Origin of the sequence: Fusibacter ferrireducens, assembly GCF_015352425.1 — a bacterium.
In the GTDB taxonomy this organism is placed as follows: Bacteria; Bacillota; Clostridia; order Peptostreptococcales; family Acidaminobacteraceae; genus Fusibacter_A; species Fusibacter_A ferrireducens.
In genome coordinates, this window is record NZ_JADKNH010000005.1 from 118,113 (window position 1) to 135,033 (window position 16,921).

A 16,921-nucleotide genomic window follows, 5' to 3' on the forward strand; every position below is an offset into this window, starting at 1 on the left:
AACAGATATTTGGAGATAGTGGGGTATGGTTATTCCATACGGTTAGTGCACTCTTTTCGATAATCCAGTGCAGACCATCAGACGATTGAGTCCGGGTCTTCAAAGTTATACTATGCTCAGATTTATAAGTATAGAATAGATTATTGAAGGAATGGATAAGCATAAATCAAAGGAGGTTGTGATGATAAAACCTAATTGGGACATATTTAATGCAAAGTTTAGTGACTCAACGACAAGTGATTTCGAGTGGTTCTGCTATTTGCTGTTTTGCAAGGAGCATGGTATAAAAAACGGTATCTTTAGATACCTTAATCAGGCTGCAATTGAAACAGACTTGATCGAGGTGGATGCACAGCATATTGGATGGCAGGCAAAGTACTATAGTGGAACACTTTCAACTCATGCAGATGAGTTGGTCGAGACAGTAGAGAAAGCGAAGAGGCTTTATCCTTCAATTGACAGGTTGGTTATATATACCAATTCTGAGTGGGCTCAAAACAAAGGCGAAGAGCCGGTAGGTTTTAAAAGGGTTAAGGAAGCAGCTGCAAATAATAATATTACTCTGGAATGGAGAGCAAGATCTTATTTTGAGAGTGAATTTGTTACAGCGACGGCGGAGAATATTTCTAGATACTTCTTCACGCTTGAAGAGGGGGAAACGGAAGAACTAAAAAGACGTATGAGCCATACAGAAAATCTATTGGCAGAAATCAAGAACTCTATACCCTATAAGGAAAGTGAGATACATATACCGAGACAGGAAATATTGGACGAGATTAAAAAGTCATCACAACAGGTTGTTGTCTTAAGCGGTAATGGTGGTGTTGGTAAGACGGCTGTTATCAAGGATTATCATAGCGGCTTAGAGAAGGACTCTGTATTACTGATGTTTAAGGCCACTGAGTTCGAACTGTCCAATGAGGAGCATATGTTCAGGTCTACGAGCTTTGATAAGTTCTTTGATATGTTGAAAGAAACGGAAAAAAAGATTGTTGTGATAGATTCAGCAGAGAAACTACTCGACCTGAGGAATACGAATACATTTAAGGTATTCCTTACCAGAGTTATAAAAGATGAGTGGAAAATTGTGTTCACATCAAGAAACCTGTATGTAGACGACCTAAACTATGAGTTCTTGGATACTTATGGTGTTGCACCTATGAACGTTCACATTGATGATGTTTCAGAAGTAGAATTACTGAAGCTCTCAGAAGAGAATGGCTTTAAGTTACCTAAAGACTATAAGCTGGTTGAGCTAATCAGGAACCCATTCTATCTAAAAGAGTTTCTGAAGTATCATGATTTCAGAGATTCATGGGACTATGTGAGTTTTAAGCAAAACCTTTGGTCCAGGAATGTTAAGAAAGCAAAGCCGGTAAGAGAGCAAAGCTTTATTAAACTGGCCCATTTACGTGCAAACACCGGGCAATTCTTTTTGGAGCCGGAAGGTGATCTAGCAATTCTGGATGAAGAGTTTATTCCTGATGGACTAGTTGCTTATGAGACAGCAGGCTATTTTATTACACATGATATATATGAAGAGTGGGCATTGGAGAAGTTGATTGACAAGGCTTTTATAAGATCAGCGGATACTGCTGAGTTCACCAAGATGATTGGTGATTCTATAGCGGTCAGAAGGTCTTTCAGATCTTGGTTATCAGATAAATTGTACAGTAGCCCTGAAGATGTGTCTTCGCTAGTAGACGGCATAATGAAAGAGGAAAGTCTAGAAAAGCATTGGAAGGATGAGCTGATTGTGTCAATTATGCTGTCTTCCTATTCAATCACCTTTTTTGAATCCTATAAAGATTCTTTATTGATAAATGACATGCAGCTTCTGAAGAGAACCGGCTTCCTTCTAAGACTGGCCTGTAAAGAAGTGGATGATAGATTTCTTGAACTAGATGTGACAAAGATTCCTGATTTATTTAGCGCCTCTTTGGTTTTCACAAAACCAAAAGGTTTAGGTTGGGCTTCCTATATAGAGTTTGTTTACAATAATCTGGATGAGGTTGGCTGTGATAGGCTTTTGTTCACCATTCCAATCTTAAAGGCATGGTCAAGTGATATTGGCAGGACAACAGAACTGGCAGGCAAAATAGCCCTTAAAATTTATGAGTACTGTACCTTCGACAGTCAAGTCTATTTGGGAAAGGATACTGAGGAAGAACTGATAAGTATCATCTTCAACTCCGTTAAAGAGAATAAGCAATTGCTAACAGAAATTGTAGATAAGATTATTGAAAATCAGTGGTGGGAGACAAGTGAACCGTATTATACCTTCAGTAAAGCCATGACGACTGGTAAGTATGGAAATATTGTAGCAAGAGTGATCCCCAGAAGTGTTATGGCTGTTGTCAAACTCTTCTGGATGGCGCATGAAGATAAATCATCTTATGGATACTATCGTTCTCATTCGCTGCATAGAAGTGAAACCAGCTTTGGACTTTCAAGTGGTTCGGATCGTTACTTTCCATCAAGTGCATTACAGACACCTATGTATGCTTTGCTGCATGCTGAACCAAGAGAATCCATTGATTTTATCATAAAATTTATGAATGTATGTGTAGAACGCTATGTGAAAAGCGGTTATGATGCAGGTGTCTACAAAATCCAGCTTCACCTAAGTGATGATGAAGTCAGTGAACAGTATATTGGTAATGCTCTCTGGAATATGTATCGTGGTAACGGATCACCTGTGAGCCCTAATTTACTTCAGTCAGTTCACATGGCACTCGAGAAATTCCTGCTAATTGTAGCTGAGAAGACAGAACAGAAGGTATTGGAAGACTTATTCATCCATATGCTGAGAACTTCAAAATCCGCCTCAATAACTGCGGTAGTTACCAGTTTAGTTCTTGCATACCCAGATAAGCTCTCTAAAATTGCCCTAATTTTGATAAAGACGTATGACATACTGAAGTATGATGGTGGTCGATGGGCAGGCGAACGTGGTCTTCGATCTTTGTACTCTATAGGATATGGTTTGAATTGGAAAAACGAAGTATACCAAAGAGAAAGAATTGATACCCTTGAAGAGGTACACAGAAATAAGTCTCTGGAGCAGATCATTATTAACTACCAGTTTTTTGCCAAAGAAGGATCAGATGAAGGCGACTTCTATGACAGACAGAAGACTGTGTGGGACATTTTAGATGCATATAATAAAGAAATTGAGACTTCGGATACGACCGAAGAGTTTCCGATGAAGGAGCTCTTAATCAGACGGATGGACCGAAGAAACATGGAACCGAAGCTTGAAGAGATCGATAATCAACAGTGCATTAGCCTAACCCCAAAGCTTCCGGATAGGCTAAAGAAAGAGGTTGAGAGATCAAGAGAAGAATCAGATGAAAAAATGAAATATATGGCCTTGAATCTATGGGCAGAATTCAAGCATGACCATAATGAACAGGCTAACAATTATAGAGAGTATGATGAAAATCCTCAAAAAGCACTTGAAGAGCTTAAAAGCTTGATGGAAGATTGGGATAAAGAAGGGTGCGAAGATTATCATTTGCTTTATCGATCTGTCTTGCCGAATGTCAGTTCATTGCTTGTAAAAGAGTATTCTTCAGAATTATCGGAAGCGGATTATGCCCTTTGCAAAGGATTAATACTGGAATTTGCAGGAGCGCCTGTAAGAGAGAATTATACTTATCAAATTGGTGATGGGGTTGAGGGGGCTGTGAAAGCCTTGCCATACCTTATAGGTGAAGAAGGTGGTATGGATGATGCAGCTATCTTTACATTGATGATGCTTCTTCTGAACACAAGGGAAATTGGTCAGTATAAACGGATATGTGATTTTGCCATTGAAGCTATAAACGAATCTCTTTGGGATAAGTACCCAGAAGATACGAAACTCTTGGTGCTTTCACACCTGAAATTATCAGAGGCGTTCGAAAGCTATGTTGAACAGATTAGGACAGAACGTTTTGATCATGACAGTTGGAATGATAATTCAGTTTATATGAGATTTATGGAGCACTGTGAGTCAGATTTTGATGAATTGATCGTAAGTGAAGCATCATCTTTCGATATTCAGAGTATAAATCCTTCACTAGAACTCTCTGCAAGTATACTTGCTTTAATACCGGTAGGAACATCTGATGAGCAATTACTGGGATTGGTAGAGAAGATACTTGAAATTATGGCAGAAGGTGTGTTCCGGAAGTCAGATGCTAATGTGTATTCTGACAAATTGAGATTATTTAAAACTTACAGCAGTTTTATTCTGGCAAGAGAAAAAAGTGAAATTGAACGATTTAATCATTACTTTGTCGAGGCGTTCGAGATGAACGAAGAAGCGGATCATTTGTTCAGTGAACTATTGCTGGCTGAAGATCAACTTGCAACCCATGGTGTGTTTTGGAAGTTATGGTGGTCCTATTATGATGTAGTAGTCAATAGTATAAAAGATCGAAGACACTATTACCGTGAAGAAGCACTTCATTCATATTTACTTGACTTCAGGTTTTGGCGCTCTGGGGTAAAGGAATGGCACAGTCTTAAGGACGAAAATGTTGAATTCTACTGGCGAATAACGTCAGACTTATCAAAAAATCCAGATGTGTTAGCTGCTGTGGCGAAAATTCTACACTCAATCGGCTCAGGATTCCTTAATGAAGGTGTTGGCTGGATTTCTAAAATGATTGCAAGTAATACAGAGGTACACCAGAAAGAAATGGACTCCAACACTAGATTTATTATAGAAACTATATTGAGGAAATACGTAAACGTCAACAGAGAATTGCTTAAGATAAACATTTCAAAAAAGACAGAGATCTTGGTTATTTTGAACTGCTTGATTGAGAATAATTCTGAAGTCGGTTACTTAATTAGAGAAAGATTGTTGTAGATCGTTGCATTGGACAGGAGTGAAGTATCATTCTAATCTTATAGATAAATGATATTATGAGCAGTAATTGCATATTTCAGTTTCAGTATTCTCCACCCATTGTTTACTTATTGTCTTGATGGAGTCTATGACAAAAGACCGGCAAATAGATTAGCTTCGGAACTTCCACATACAAGAGAGAGTCGAGAAGTAATCCAACCTCTAATTCAAAAAGGTCTAACAGAAAGCGAAATTGATGAGAATATAGAGAACATTCTGCTTGCAGATGGAAAAGGGATTTGGTAATTGCGAGAAGAGTTTTAGTTCATTTGGGCTGCTTTGTGCAGAAAATATACTACTCTAAATTTTCAAGTATAGAATTTATGTTGCATAGAAAAAAACGCAGTTTAGTACAGTACGGTGAACCGTATCATAAGTAACGGTAAACCGCGGATTCACCCATGATGATTATTAAAGCAATAAGAACTTGATTTCAAATTTTGAAGTTGATTTTCATAAATAAAACTTTTTTAGTTTATTGTTTTATACTTATACGGTATAATTAGAACAAGTAAAATTTGGAGGTGAATCATGACTTATAATCCCCCGTATACAATCACTGAAAAAACAGTAACTCTAATTGCAGATATAATGGAATTGATTACTAAGATTGCGATGAGTGAAAAAGTTGAAATTAATCCGAAATTGAGACGAATATATAGAATTAAGACCATTCAAGCCTCTCTTGCAATTGAAAACAATTCTTTATCCATTGATCAAGTAACGGCAATCGTCAATGGGAAAAGAGTTCTTGGCCCGGGGCAAGATATAAAAGAAGTACAGAATGCATATGAAGCATATGAAATACTGTTGACTCTTGATCCATATGACATTAATTCATTATTTACAGCCCACAAAATATTGATGAATGATCTAACAAAGGAAGCTGGTAGATTTAGAAATGGTAATGTAGGTGTTTTTGCAGGCGAACAGTTAGTTCATATGGCACCGCCAGCACATTTGGTTCCAGAACAGGTTAAAGCACTAATCCAATGGGTTATGTCATCTGAAGCTCACCCATTGGTGAAAAGTTGTGTATTTCATTATGAATTTGAGTTTATTCATCCATTTTCAGATGGAAACGGGCGGATGGGTCGCATGTGGCAGACGTTGATTCTATATAAATGGAAAAAAATATTTGGGTGGTTGCCAGTGGAATCCTTAATCAAAGAAAGACAAGATCAATATTATGAAGTGTTGGGTATATGTGATAAATCCGCTGATTCTGGAAAGTTTATCGAATTTTTACTTCAAGCCATTTATGATACCTTATGTGACCTTGGACAAACCGAACAAGTCTGCGTACAAGTAACGGAACAAGTCTTAAAGTTACTTGAAGCTATGGAAAATGAACCGTTAAGCACCAGTGAATTAATGGAGCGTGTCGGGATTAAACACAGACCAACATTCAGAAATAATTACCTTTTGCCTGCTATGGAAAAAGGAATGGTTGAAATGACGATACCAGATAAACCAAATAGTAGCAAGCAGAAATATATTAAAACTAAATCATGAGATGACTCAAACGCTGCTGTAATGGATTTTCCCCTTAAGATTATGGGTATGTGCCATCCTACCATCTGTAGTGATGACGATTGCCGCCATGCCCTCAATATCATTTACCTTTTGTAAGATTGTACGGATATCAAGGCCAAAAAATTTTGTCGTATAGAGATCACAATCTAAGGAATGATTGGTAATGATGGTCAGTGAGGCAATATTCGTTTCTATTGGATAACCCGTTTCACTGTCGAAAATATGGTGGTAGGTCTTTCCATCAATTTCAAAGGTGCGCTCATAAATGCCTGAAGTGACCACTGATTGATTTCTAACGCTGACACTGGCAACCAAATTGCCCCTTGGTAGAAAGGGGTTTTGAATCCCAACTTGCCATTCTGCATTGCCTTTAGGAGAATCGCCATAGACGAGTACGTTTCCCCCTAAATCGACCATGGCTGAAACCGCATCATTTTCCTTAAAAAATGCCATAACTTTATCACAGAAATAACCCTTGGCAATGGCGCCGAGGTCTATTGTCATGCCCTTTTTCTTAAAAAAAACAGTTTCATTTTCTTCATCTAGGGAGATATTTTCTGATTTTATGAGATTTAGCACGGCTGCAATCTCTTCTTGGCTGGGGACGCAGGCGTCTTCAAAGCCTATATGCCATAGTTTTGTAAGGGGTCCGATTGCAATGTTTAAAAGGCTATCCTCTGCTTCACTGTGTGTTTTGCCAATCTTTATAAGGTCAAATAAGTCGGAATCTACCTTCTGGGGGGCTTTGTAAGCGGTCTCTTTTAGGTTGGCAAGTGGTGAGGTGTCACTATTGGCACTAAAGACCTGTTCGAATCGACTCAGCATCTTTGAAGCCTCATCTATGAGTGCTTCAGCACCTTGGCTTGTTAAGTAGAGTTTAATGACTGTGCCCATGAGGTAAAGTGTTTTCTTAGAAGTTTCCATACTTATTCTCCTAAACTGAAAGCATTTTCTGTGTCAATAGAGAATGCGTTTATGAGTGCCAAATCTGTTTCTGAGAGTGACCTGTCTGAGTGATAGGCTATAAAAAAATCCAAACTCAGCTCATCTACTGGCAGTGTGTAGAGGTTGTATTTTTCTGGACAGGGTGATACGCGAATGCTCTCAGGGACGAAAGTTAAGCCTATATTGTTCATAGCAAGTCTTTGAATGGTGTAAATTTCAGTGCTTTCCAGGATAATTTTAGGTGTGATTTTATAAACACTCAAAAGCTGATCTATTTGACTTCTTATGGAAGACCCCTTACGGGTTAAAATGAGGTTTTGGGAGAGCAAGGTCTTCATATCATAAGTCCCTGCATCAATAATGGCAATCCCTTCTCTATAAAGCGCACACGAGCGCGGGATAATGACACTGTAGCTGTTTTTTCCCAAAATGGTCGAGCTCAGATTTGGAGAGATGTTTCTAGAGTTTTGTCCTATCCAAAAATCCAGTTCACCACTTAATGTGCGTTTTTCATTTTTTTCAGGTAAATCTTCAAAGAGCTCAACTTTGCAGGTCGGATGGGTTTTAAAAAAATTTGGGAGTAGTAACGGCAAGAGGTAAGTCCCAAGACTCGGGAGAATCCCAATTTTAATCACCTGCTTGTCTTGGCCAGCAACAGCTGCTATTTCACGTAAAAATCTCGAATAACGATTTTCTAGTGAGGTTAAGTACTCATAATATATTTTACCCTGTTCTGTTAAGCGATAAGGGAGTTCGCTTCTGTTAATGAGTTCACATTCAAGTTGCTTTTCAATGCGTTTGATAACCTGTGTTAGGTAGGGCTGAGAGACATAGAGTGCCTTGGCGGCCTTACCATAATTGCTATATTTGAGTATAGCGTCAATGTAATAAAGGGTGTTCTGAGGACTATTTTGTGACATATGTACCGCCTCTCTTTAAGGATGGGTAGATTTTATTTATAACTGATGATAACAAATTTGTTATTAAAGTTCAATATATAACTATTAGATAGACTTTTGTGAATGTGTTAAAATTATATCAATAAAATGCAATGGCTATTATTTGCCATACAGAGAGGGGAAACCAATGAAATATTTAGCAATTGTAGGCACAAATGCGGATGTATCGACGAATCGTATGTTGCTTCAATTCATGCAAAAGCATTTTGCAAGTGATGTAGACATAGAGCTTTGTGAAATCAAGGCATTACCTGCTTTCTACGAGCCAGAAGGTGAAGAAGTGCCTGAAACCGTCGTGGAATTATCGAAAAAAATCATAGATGCGGATGGCGTTATCATCGCAACACCAGAATATGACCATGCTATTCCAGCAGTACTGAAGAGTGCACTTGAATGGATCAGCTATACAAGTCAGGCGCTCACAGACAAACCGGTTTTAATCGTAGGGGCGTCTCATGGTGTTTTAGGGTCTTCTAGAGCACAAGCTCACCTCAGACAAATCCTTGACTCACCTGAACTTGCAGCGAGAATTATGCCAAGCAGTGAATTCCTTCTTGGCAAATCACAAGAGGCATTTGATTATGCAGGGAAGTTAAAATACCCTGATAAATTAGCAGAGCTCAATGAAGTTTTTAGAGAATTTTTACTCTTTACCAAAATCACTACAGAGTTATTAGCAGAAAAAGCAGTCATTAAAAAAGATAAAAAATATACTTGGCAAGAATAGGAGAGCACATGATGAAATTTATTGCGATTGCTGGAACGAGTGCGAAAAAATCATATAACCGTTCACTCCTTCAGTTCATGAAAAAGTATTTTGAACAAAAAGCTGAAATTGAAATTATGGACATAGCAGATGTCCCTATGTTTAACCAATCAGATGACCAGTCTAATACAGAAATTCTACAGATGTTTAATGATAAAATCACTGAGAGCGACGGGGTGATCATTGCAACGCCAGAATATAACCACTCAATCCCATCAAGCCTCAAGAGCCTTATCGAATGGCTTAGCTTTGAGCTTCATCCGCTTGTGGGAAAGCCCGTGATGGTTCTTGGAGCGTCAAGAGACGTACAGGGGTCGTCACGTGCACAGTTACATCTTCGCCAGATCTTAGATGCACCGGGTGTGGATGCTAATGTCATGCCGGGTTACGAGTTTTTACTCGGGAATGCTCACAAGGCTTTTGATGAAAACGGAGATCTTAATAGCGAAAGAACAATTGATTTCTTAGAAATATGTTTCTTGCGTTTTATGCGTTTCTCAAAAATATCCAACCTTTTAAATGAAGAAGAAGAATTTGAGTTTAACCCAGGAGATTATGAAGTCAGTACACTGGGACATGGTGGCAGTCTACCCATGAAGGTGACTTTCAGTGAAAAGCGTATTGAGACGATAGAAATTGACAGAGAAGGTGAAACAGAAGGCCTTGCAGACGTTGTTTTCACAAGAATTCCTGATCGTATTATCGAAGGACAAACTCTGAATGTCGATGCACTTTCAGGTGCTTCGGAAACGAGTAATGCTGTACTTGATGGCGTTGCAAAAGCGATTAAACTTGCAGGGGTTAACCCTGATATCTTAAAGAGACGCCCTAAACCACCAAGTGCTCTAAAGAGAGAGGATGAAGAATATACCTGTGATGTGGTAGTCGTAGGTGGGGGTGGTGCAGGACTTAGTGCTGCGGCTACAGCTCTTCAAAAGGGTGCAAATACAATTGTTATTGAAAAGTACCCAGCAGTGGGCGGTAATACCATCCGTTCAGGTGGTCCGGTCAATGCAGCTAATCCAGAGTGGCAATCTGGATTTGAGGAAAATCCAGGTGAGAGAACGACTATAGAAGGCCTGCTTGCCACTGATGAAAAATTGATTCACGCTGAGTATTTAGAAGACTTTAGAGCTCTAAAGAAAGAATTTGAAGCCTATGAAGAAAAGTTTAAAGGCACAAAAGGACATCTCTTTGACTCACCGCTACTTCACAGAATGCAGACTTATTTTGGCGGCAAGCGAACAGACCTTAACGGCAATGATATTTACGGTCAATATGATTTGGTAAAAATTATGACAGACCATGCGCTTGAAAGTGTCAAATGGCTTGAAGAAATTGGTGTTGAATATGATAAGAGTATCGTTTTTGCACCAGTAGGCGCATTGTGGCGTCGTGGACATAAGCCTGTTAAGAGCTATGGTACAGCATTTATTTTAGCCCTAAGAGATTATGTTGAAGCCAGCTCTGGCAAAATCATAACAGATAGTCCTGTAAAAGAATTCATCCTAGAAGATGGCGAGATTAAAGGTGTGATTGCAACAGGGGAAAATGGTCAAAAGATTACAATTCATGCTAAAAAAGTCGTACTTGCAAGTGGTGGCTTTGGTGCCAATACAAAAATGCTTAAAGAATACAACACATACTGGCAAGAAATTGACGACAATATCAGAACCACAAACTCATATGCAATGACTGGCGATGGGATTTTACTTGGACAATCAGTGGGCGCGGCACTTACAGGTATGGGCTTTACACAGATGATGCCAGTTTCTGATCCAGAAACGGGTGAACTCTTCAGTGGTATTCAAGTACCTCCTGAAAACTTTGTGATTGTCAATACAGAAGGCAAAAGGTTTGTCAACGAGTTCTCGGGCAGAGACGTATTGACCAAAGCGGCAATTGAACAAGGGGGCTTATTCTACCTCATAGCGGACAGTGAAATCAAGAAAACGGCTGCCAATACAAGTGAAGAAAAATTAGAGCTTCAAGTGGCAGCAGGAACACTCTTTAAAGCAGATACAATTGAAGCACTTGCTGAGAAAGTAGGTATGAATCCAGAGAGCCTTGCAGACACTATTAAAAAATACAATTCATATGTTGATGCAGGTTTTGATCCGGAATTCCACAAAGATACTTTCAGCTTAAAAGTAGAAAAAGCACCTTTTTATGCAACACCGAGAAAACCAGCGGTTCACCATACGATGGGGGGCTTAAAAATTGATACGTCTACGCGCGTATTAGATGAAAAAGGCAATCCAATTAAAAACCTATATGCGGCTGGAGAAGTTGCAGGTGGCATCCATGCGGGTAACCGTCTTGGCGGCAATGCACTCACCGATATCTTTACATTTGGTAGAATCGCTGGAAGAACAGCAGTTGAAGAAATGTAATAGAGAGCTCTAAAAAATCATAAAATAGTCAATAGCTTAAAAAGTTCTGATCGTAAGATATGATCAGAACTTTTTTTATATAAATAAGTGATAGGTCCTATTTGGCATTTATAGGATGCTATGTAACTTACATTCACATAGATGGATTTGTCCATAATGCCGCGAGTTATTTTGAAGAGCGGAAACTTGGATGACGAATAGATGATGTTTAAAAGTCTTCTACAGAAGACAAAAATCTAAATATTGAACAAAAAGTCTTTCACAAAAGACTTTTTGTTGGTAGAAATCATTCATTTTATTTTGCACAAATAAAACAATTGTATATAAATAATCATAATAATATATTGATATTTCTTAGAGCGTACAATATACTATATGGTAACAACTGTTAAAACATGAAAATGAATGGAAATATGTGTATCTACTAGGAGATTGCATTGGTATTTCGATCAATAAAATACTGTAAGGTTAATTTTGAATTTTTTATTTATACATAAAATTACAATTTTGACATTGACAAGATATAAAGTTATATATTATGATTATAGAAATAAAATTACAATTATTTTGTTGAGCTGTTTTGAGAGGTTAACAGAGGGGTTGTAGAGCCTAAGATACGGGCACTTTGTTATTAATTGGATGATTTCAAAGAAAAAGAAAGGAAAGAGAGGAAAATTCATGTCACTATTTAATACGCTGAATACTTTAGCTAAAAGCCTTGGTGATGTAACCAGTGATGCGCTTGAGGGCAACAATGTGGGTAGTAAGTTGAGCAAAGAAAGAGCAGAAAGAGCTGATATTTTGGCTGAAATTGGTGGATTCTATTACGAGCAGTACCAAGAGGGTGCTCAATTTGATGGTGTAATTCTAGATTTTATGAAAAGGGCTGATGTGCATACGGCAAATATTCAAAACTTAGAAAGTCAACTTAGTGGATTAAATAATCGAAATCAGCGTCAAGGGGTTAAATGTAATTCTTGTGGGAGTATTAACAGTGAAGGCAATAAATTTTGTCGGGAGTGTGGGGGCAATTTAATTCTAGAACCAGCGCCAATGAAAAATTGTCCGAGCTGTGGTGTTGTTGTGGCAAATGAGTCCGCTTTTTGTGGCGAATGTGGCACTAAAATTGAATAAAGGGGGAATTGAAAATGAATGCAAAACAAATTTACAATCAAACGATGCCTTTTAATATGGCTAAATTGGTATTAGGTCTTATTACGGTGGGGTTGTCTTTGATTCTTTTGGCAATACTTGAAGGCATCGGTTGGTTGTTTGGAAGTAGTGGCATAGTCGTTACATTTTTTTTATGGCTAGCAGGTGCAGGTGCCATACGTTTTTTTATCATGCATTATATGGGCTATTTGGTCAAAGCCGGTCATATCGCTGTTGTTACTGAAGCCGTGATCAAAGGCGTGATTCCAGAAAATCAAGTAGAATATGGTAAGCAAAAAGTGACCGAGCGCTTTGTGACATCCAATGCGTTTTTTGTGATTGATAATTTGGTCACTGCATCTGTTAGACAGATACAAAGAGGGATTGAAAAAATGGGTGGTGCACTTGATTTCATTCCTGGTATTGGAGTAATAACAAATCTTGCACAATTCTTTGTATCGATATCACTTGGATATGTTGATGAATGCTGTTTAGGTTATACATTTTATAAGAAGGAACAAGGCGCGTTTGAAAGTGCTACAGATGGTGTTGTTATATATGCTCAAAATTGGAAAGAGTTACTCAAAAGTGCTGTAATCACAATGATTAAAGTTCTTGTTACCCTTTTAGTTTTAACCTTACTGACTTTCCTCGTAATTGGCATGTTATTTAAAGCGCTTCATTGGAGTACTCTCATAGCCTTTTTAATAGCTTGCTTGATCGTTTGGGTAATTAAATTTGCCTTTATTGATAGCTACATAATGATAAACATGATGACGACTTATATGAGTACAGCAGAAACGACAGAGATTTCTTATGATCTTTACGATAAACTTTGTGGACTTTCTGGGAAGTTTAAAGAGCTGTTTAATAAAGCCAAGAATGAATCCGTTGGTAGTAGATCTAGTGAGAATAGCTTCGTTGCTCAAAACTCACAAAAAGATACTAATACTAAATTCTGTGGAAAATGCGGGGCAAAAAATAGTTTTGAAACAAAATTTTGCACGGCTTGTGGAGATAAGATATAGATGTCTGGCAGTTAACCCATATAAATAATTGAGTTGTTTTAAAGTGATTTCCAATAAACCAATGACTAGAACGGAGGAAACTAGATTTGTTCTAGTCATTTTTATATCATAAGGATTGTTTGCTTTGCTTCAATTAGAAGTGCAAATGATCATTGAGCAGTGCATTTGGAAGAGAGTTGTTTATTTTTATAATTCCAAATTATATGTTGATGATTTCAGAGAGAGCTTAAGGTGGTTGATATAGCAGGAGAGCATATGGTTTCTAAAAAATCAAAAAAAATAGAAAAGAAAATAAAAAAAGAAGAGAAAAGAAAAAAAGAATATGGGAGAAAAAGATGTTCTCACATTTTAAAAAGGAGTTCCATTTTTTTACTAAGCGTTCATTGGAAGTCGTTGGGTTAACAAGGCTTAAATGTAAACAAGGGGAATATTCATACGGTGGCAAAAGCGATATTGAATTTTTAGAGGTCGTTTCTCAAGAAAATGATTTTGAAGGTATATTGGTGCGACTGAGCAAGACAGCAGAAGAAGACATAAAGCCAGAAGCTGATCTGGGCACTTTTTATGTAATAAAAAATAGAAGAGGCGATATTAGATTTGTAGAAATTGGTATTGAGGATGATCCCATTTGCACTGTTGTTAAAAGAGCAAGAATTTGTTATTTTCTTTACATCGTATTACCACGTATCCTTTTGGGGACCGCTTTTGCGCATATGGCACTAGTTGTTTATTTTTCACAAAAAATTTTGGACAGACAACATTCCTTTTATATTAAATGGCATGATTTGAGCATATTAAAGACAGAAAATTAGGCGTAAAGTAAAGTTAAAATAAAATGCTTACTGCCATAAGCGTTACAGCTATGGCAGTAAATTTGCGTTCATGCTTGAAAAAAGGAGGTATATAATGGCAATTTCTATTATTGCAACTGGGGACACCTTATTGACACAGCGTTTGCCTCATACAGATGAAGAATGTTTGAAGATAAAACGCATGTTTGAAGCGTCCGATGTTAGGCTGACCAATTTTGAACTTCTGCTTCATGATTTTGAGGTTTCTCCGTCGGCTGTAAGTGGGGGAACTTGGGTAGTTGCACGTCCTCCAATTATAAAAGATTTAAAATGGTTAGGCTTCAATATGTTTTCATGTGCGACTAATCACTCTCTAGACTGGGGACATGAGGGACTTCTCACGACAATGAAGCATTTAGATCATGCAGAGTGCATATATGCGGGTATAGGAAAAAACATGGCTGAAGCATGTCAGCCACAGTATTTGGATACCCCCGAAGGGCGAGTGGCCTTAATCAGCGTATGTTCTACGGGCAAAGACTGGCATATTGCAGGGGAACAAAGACCCGATGTGAAGGGGCGTCCTGGCATTAACATGCTCAGGTTCAACAGTATACACTATTTGCCTAAATCAGATATAGAAGCTTTGAAAGATATTGTGAATAAGACAGATGTCAATGCGAGACGGATGCAGTTGGAGCGAGAAGGATTTGTTAAACCGGAGACGGGTTTTGCTATAGGCAATACCCGATTTGAAGTTGGAAATACGGGCACAGTTACGACATATAATCAGAAAGATGCAGATCGTATAGTCAAAGCAATTGATGAAGCGAAACGTCAAGCAGATGTCGTTCTGGTGAGTCATCATGTTCATGAGTTCAAAGGCCCAGAAAAAGATATCTCTGCAGATTTTGTCCGTGACTTTGCAAGATTATGTATTGATTGCGGCGCACATGCGTATATTGGACATGGGCCACATATTTTGAGAGGCTTTGAGGTATATAAGCAGCGTCCGATATTTTACAGCTTAGGTGATTTCATCATTCAAAATGATTCGGTTGAAAGACAACCAACGGAGTTCTATGATATTTATGATCTGGACTCTGGGCATACACCATCAGATGCTTTTGATGCACGAAGTAAAAATGGTACAAAAGGGTTGGCTGCCAATCGCAAGGCCTTTGAGTCTGTCATAATCTCTTTTGAAGTTGAAAACAATGCTATTGATTGTGTAAAAATTATGCCCATCACACTTGGCTTTAAAGAGAAGCGTTCGAGAAAAGGCAGACCGACCATTGCAAATGAAACAGATGCAGTTCGAATTTTAAACGATTTAATTCAGCTTTCTGATGAATATGGCACTATAATTGAAATTGTAGATGGCTGTGGCTATATTAATTTGAATGCTTTTGAATAGGAGGAGGCTGATCATGCACGCAAGAGAGCAGAATAAACCCAATATAAAAATTGTAGCTACAGGTGGAACAATTGCAAGCCGAGGTTCTAACAGTTTGTCACTTACCGACTATGGTGCTGGACTTGGACTGCAACCCATTGGAATTCAAGCTTTAATAGATGCAGTCCCTGAAATAGAGGCATTCGCAAATATTTCTGGTGAGCAAATCTTCAATGTAGGCAGTTCTAAATTGAGTATTGAGAATTTGTTGGCGCTTTCAAAACGTTGTAACGAATTGCTTTCTTCAGAAGCTGTAGATGGAATGGTCATTACGCATGGCACAGATACATTAGAAGAAACAGCCTATTTTTTGAACTTGGTTGTTAAAAGTGACAAGCCCGTTGTTCTGGTTGCTTCAATGCGTCCAGCTACTGGATTGAGTGCAGATGGCCCTTTAAATTTGGTCAATGCAGTTGCGCTTGCCGCGAGTGTCGAGTCAAAGGGCAAAGGTGTTTTAGTATGCATGAATGATCAAATTTGTAGTGCTTTTGGTGTATCAAAAGCGCATACAACGAACGTCTCCGCGTTTCAATGTCCAGATACAGGTTTTCTGGGGTATATGCAGAACTCAAAGCCTTTCTTCACCTCAGCACCTTTAAAAAGACATACGTATCAGTCAGAGTTTGATATCTCAAATCTGGATACGTTGCCACGTGTAGAGGTAAACTATACAACCCTTGGTTCAGATGGCCTAATTATTGATGCAGTTGTAGCTTTTGGCGCTAAAGGGATCATCAATGCAGGTGTAGGGCATTCCAATATGCCTGATGCGACATTGAAAAGTCTCGAACAAGCACGTGAGAAAGGGGTTATTGTTGTAATCGGTTCAAGAACAGGCGCTGGGATTGTGACGCCAATGGGCAAATATGACCAATTCGATTTTGTAAGCGCAATGATGCATAATCCTCAAAAATCTCGAATTTTATTGATGTTGGCACTTACCAAGGCAAGCGATACAAAGGCAATTCAAAGGATATTTTCAGAGTATTAACATA

At 38.3% G+C, this 16,921-nt stretch carries 11 protein-coding genes; 9 read left to right on the forward strand and 2 right to left on the reverse strand.

What is annotated here, in order from left to right:
- Positions 1-181 precede the first annotated feature (181 nt).
- Positions 182-4,861 (forward strand): AVAST type 4 anti-phage nuclease Avs4, encoded by a 4,680-nt coding sequence (gene avs4 / locus ISU02_RS09360; RefSeq protein WP_194701566.1) that lies wholly within the window; start codon positions 182-184, stop codon positions 4,859-4,861.
- Positions 4,862-5,431: 570 nt separating this feature from the next.
- A complete protein-coding gene (locus ISU02_RS09370; protein WP_194701567.1) occupies positions 5,432-6,415 on the forward strand; it encodes a Fic family protein in 984 nt (327 codons plus the stop codon).
- Positions 6,416-6,421: 6 nt separating this feature from the next.
- Here the strand turns inward: ISU02_RS09370 and ISU02_RS09375 are convergent, their stop codons facing one another.
- Together ISU02_RS09375 and ISU02_RS09380 are read right to left on the reverse strand one after the other, a co-directional pair.
- Positions 6,422-7,360, reverse strand: a complete 939-nt coding sequence (locus ISU02_RS09375; RefSeq protein ID WP_194701568.1) for an FAD:protein FMN transferase — start codon at positions 7,358-7,360, stop codon at positions 6,422-6,424.
- Between the two features lie 2 nt (positions 7,361-7,362).
- Entirely contained in the window at positions 7,363-8,301 is a 939-nt protein-coding gene (locus ISU02_RS09380; RefSeq protein ID WP_194701569.1) for a LysR family transcriptional regulator, read from the reverse strand.
- A 166-nt stretch (positions 8,302-8,467) separates the two neighbouring features.
- Between ISU02_RS09380 and ISU02_RS09385 the strand changes: the two genes are divergently transcribed.
- From ISU02_RS09385 to ISU02_RS09415, 7 genes are all read left to right on the forward strand, one after another.
- Positions 8,468-9,067, forward strand: coding sequence for an NADPH-dependent FMN reductase (locus tag ISU02_RS09385; protein ID WP_194701570.1), 600 nt, complete (start codon positions 8,468-8,470; stop codon positions 9,065-9,067).
- An 8-nt stretch (positions 9,068-9,075) separates the two neighbouring features.
- Complete coding sequence (locus ISU02_RS09390; protein ID WP_228727777.1) at positions 9,076-11,499, forward strand: flavocytochrome c; 2,424 nt, start codon at positions 9,076-9,078, stop codon at positions 11,497-11,499.
- A 678-nt stretch (positions 11,500-12,177) separates the two neighbouring features.
- Complete coding sequence (locus ISU02_RS09395) at positions 12,178-12,633, forward strand: zinc ribbon domain-containing protein (protein WP_194701571.1); 456 nt, start codon at positions 12,178-12,180, stop codon at positions 12,631-12,633.
- A gap of 14 nt (positions 12,634-12,647) precedes the next feature.
- A complete protein-coding gene (locus ISU02_RS09400) occupies positions 12,648-13,679 on the forward strand; it encodes a zinc ribbon domain-containing protein (RefSeq protein ID WP_194701572.1) in 1,032 nt (343 codons plus the stop codon).
- A 335-nt stretch (positions 13,680-14,014) separates the two neighbouring features.
- Positions 14,015-14,491, forward strand: a complete 477-nt coding sequence (locus ISU02_RS09405) for a hypothetical protein (RefSeq protein WP_194701573.1) — start codon at positions 14,015-14,017, stop codon at positions 14,489-14,491.
- A gap of 94 nt (positions 14,492-14,585) precedes the next feature.
- Entirely contained in the window at positions 14,586-15,887 is a 1,302-nt protein-coding gene (locus tag ISU02_RS09410; RefSeq protein ID WP_207736244.1) for a CapA family protein, read from the forward strand.
- Between the two features lie 13 nt (positions 15,888-15,900).
- Positions 15,901-16,917, forward strand: a complete 1,017-nt coding sequence (locus ISU02_RS09415) for an asparaginase (protein WP_207736245.1) — start codon at positions 15,901-15,903, stop codon at positions 16,915-16,917.
- The last annotated feature ends 4 nt before the right edge of the window (positions 16,918-16,921 follow it).

Coding starts and splice junctions, on each gene's coding strand:
- ISU02_RS09410 (WP_207736244.1), top strand. CDS start 14,586: ATGGCAATTTCTATTATTGCAACTGGGGACACCTTATTGACACAGCGT.
- ISU02_RS09405 (WP_194701573.1), top strand. CDS start 14,015: ATGTTCTCACATTTTAAAAAGGAGTTCCATTTTTTTACTAAGCGTTCA.
- ISU02_RS09385 (WP_194701570.1), top strand. CDS start 8,468: ATGAAATATTTAGCAATTGTAGGCACAAATGCGGATGTATCGACGAAT.
- ISU02_RS09390 (WP_228727777.1), top strand. CDS start 9,076: ATGATGAAATTTATTGCGATTGCTGGAACGAGTGCGAAAAAATCATAT.
- ISU02_RS09400 (WP_194701572.1), top strand. CDS start 12,648: ATGAATGCAAAACAAATTTACAATCAAACGATGCCTTTTAATATGGCT.
- ISU02_RS09370 (WP_194701567.1), top strand. CDS start 5,432: ATGACTTATAATCCCCCGTATACAATCACTGAAAAAACAGTAACTCTA.
- ISU02_RS09375 (WP_194701568.1), bottom strand. CDS start 7,360: ATGGAAACTTCTAAGAAAACACTTTACCTCATGGGCACAGTCATTAAA.
- ISU02_RS09380 (WP_194701569.1), bottom strand. CDS start 8,301: ATGTCACAAAATAGTCCTCAGAACACCCTTTATTACATTGACGCTATA.
- avs4 (WP_194701566.1), top strand. CDS start 182: ATGATAAAACCTAATTGGGACATATTTAATGCAAAGTTTAGTGACTCA.
- ISU02_RS09415 (WP_207736245.1), top strand. CDS start 15,901: ATGCACGCAAGAGAGCAGAATAAACCCAATATAAAAATTGTAGCTACA.
- ISU02_RS09395 (WP_194701571.1), top strand. CDS start 12,178: ATGTCACTATTTAATACGCTGAATACTTTAGCTAAAAGCCTTGGTGAT.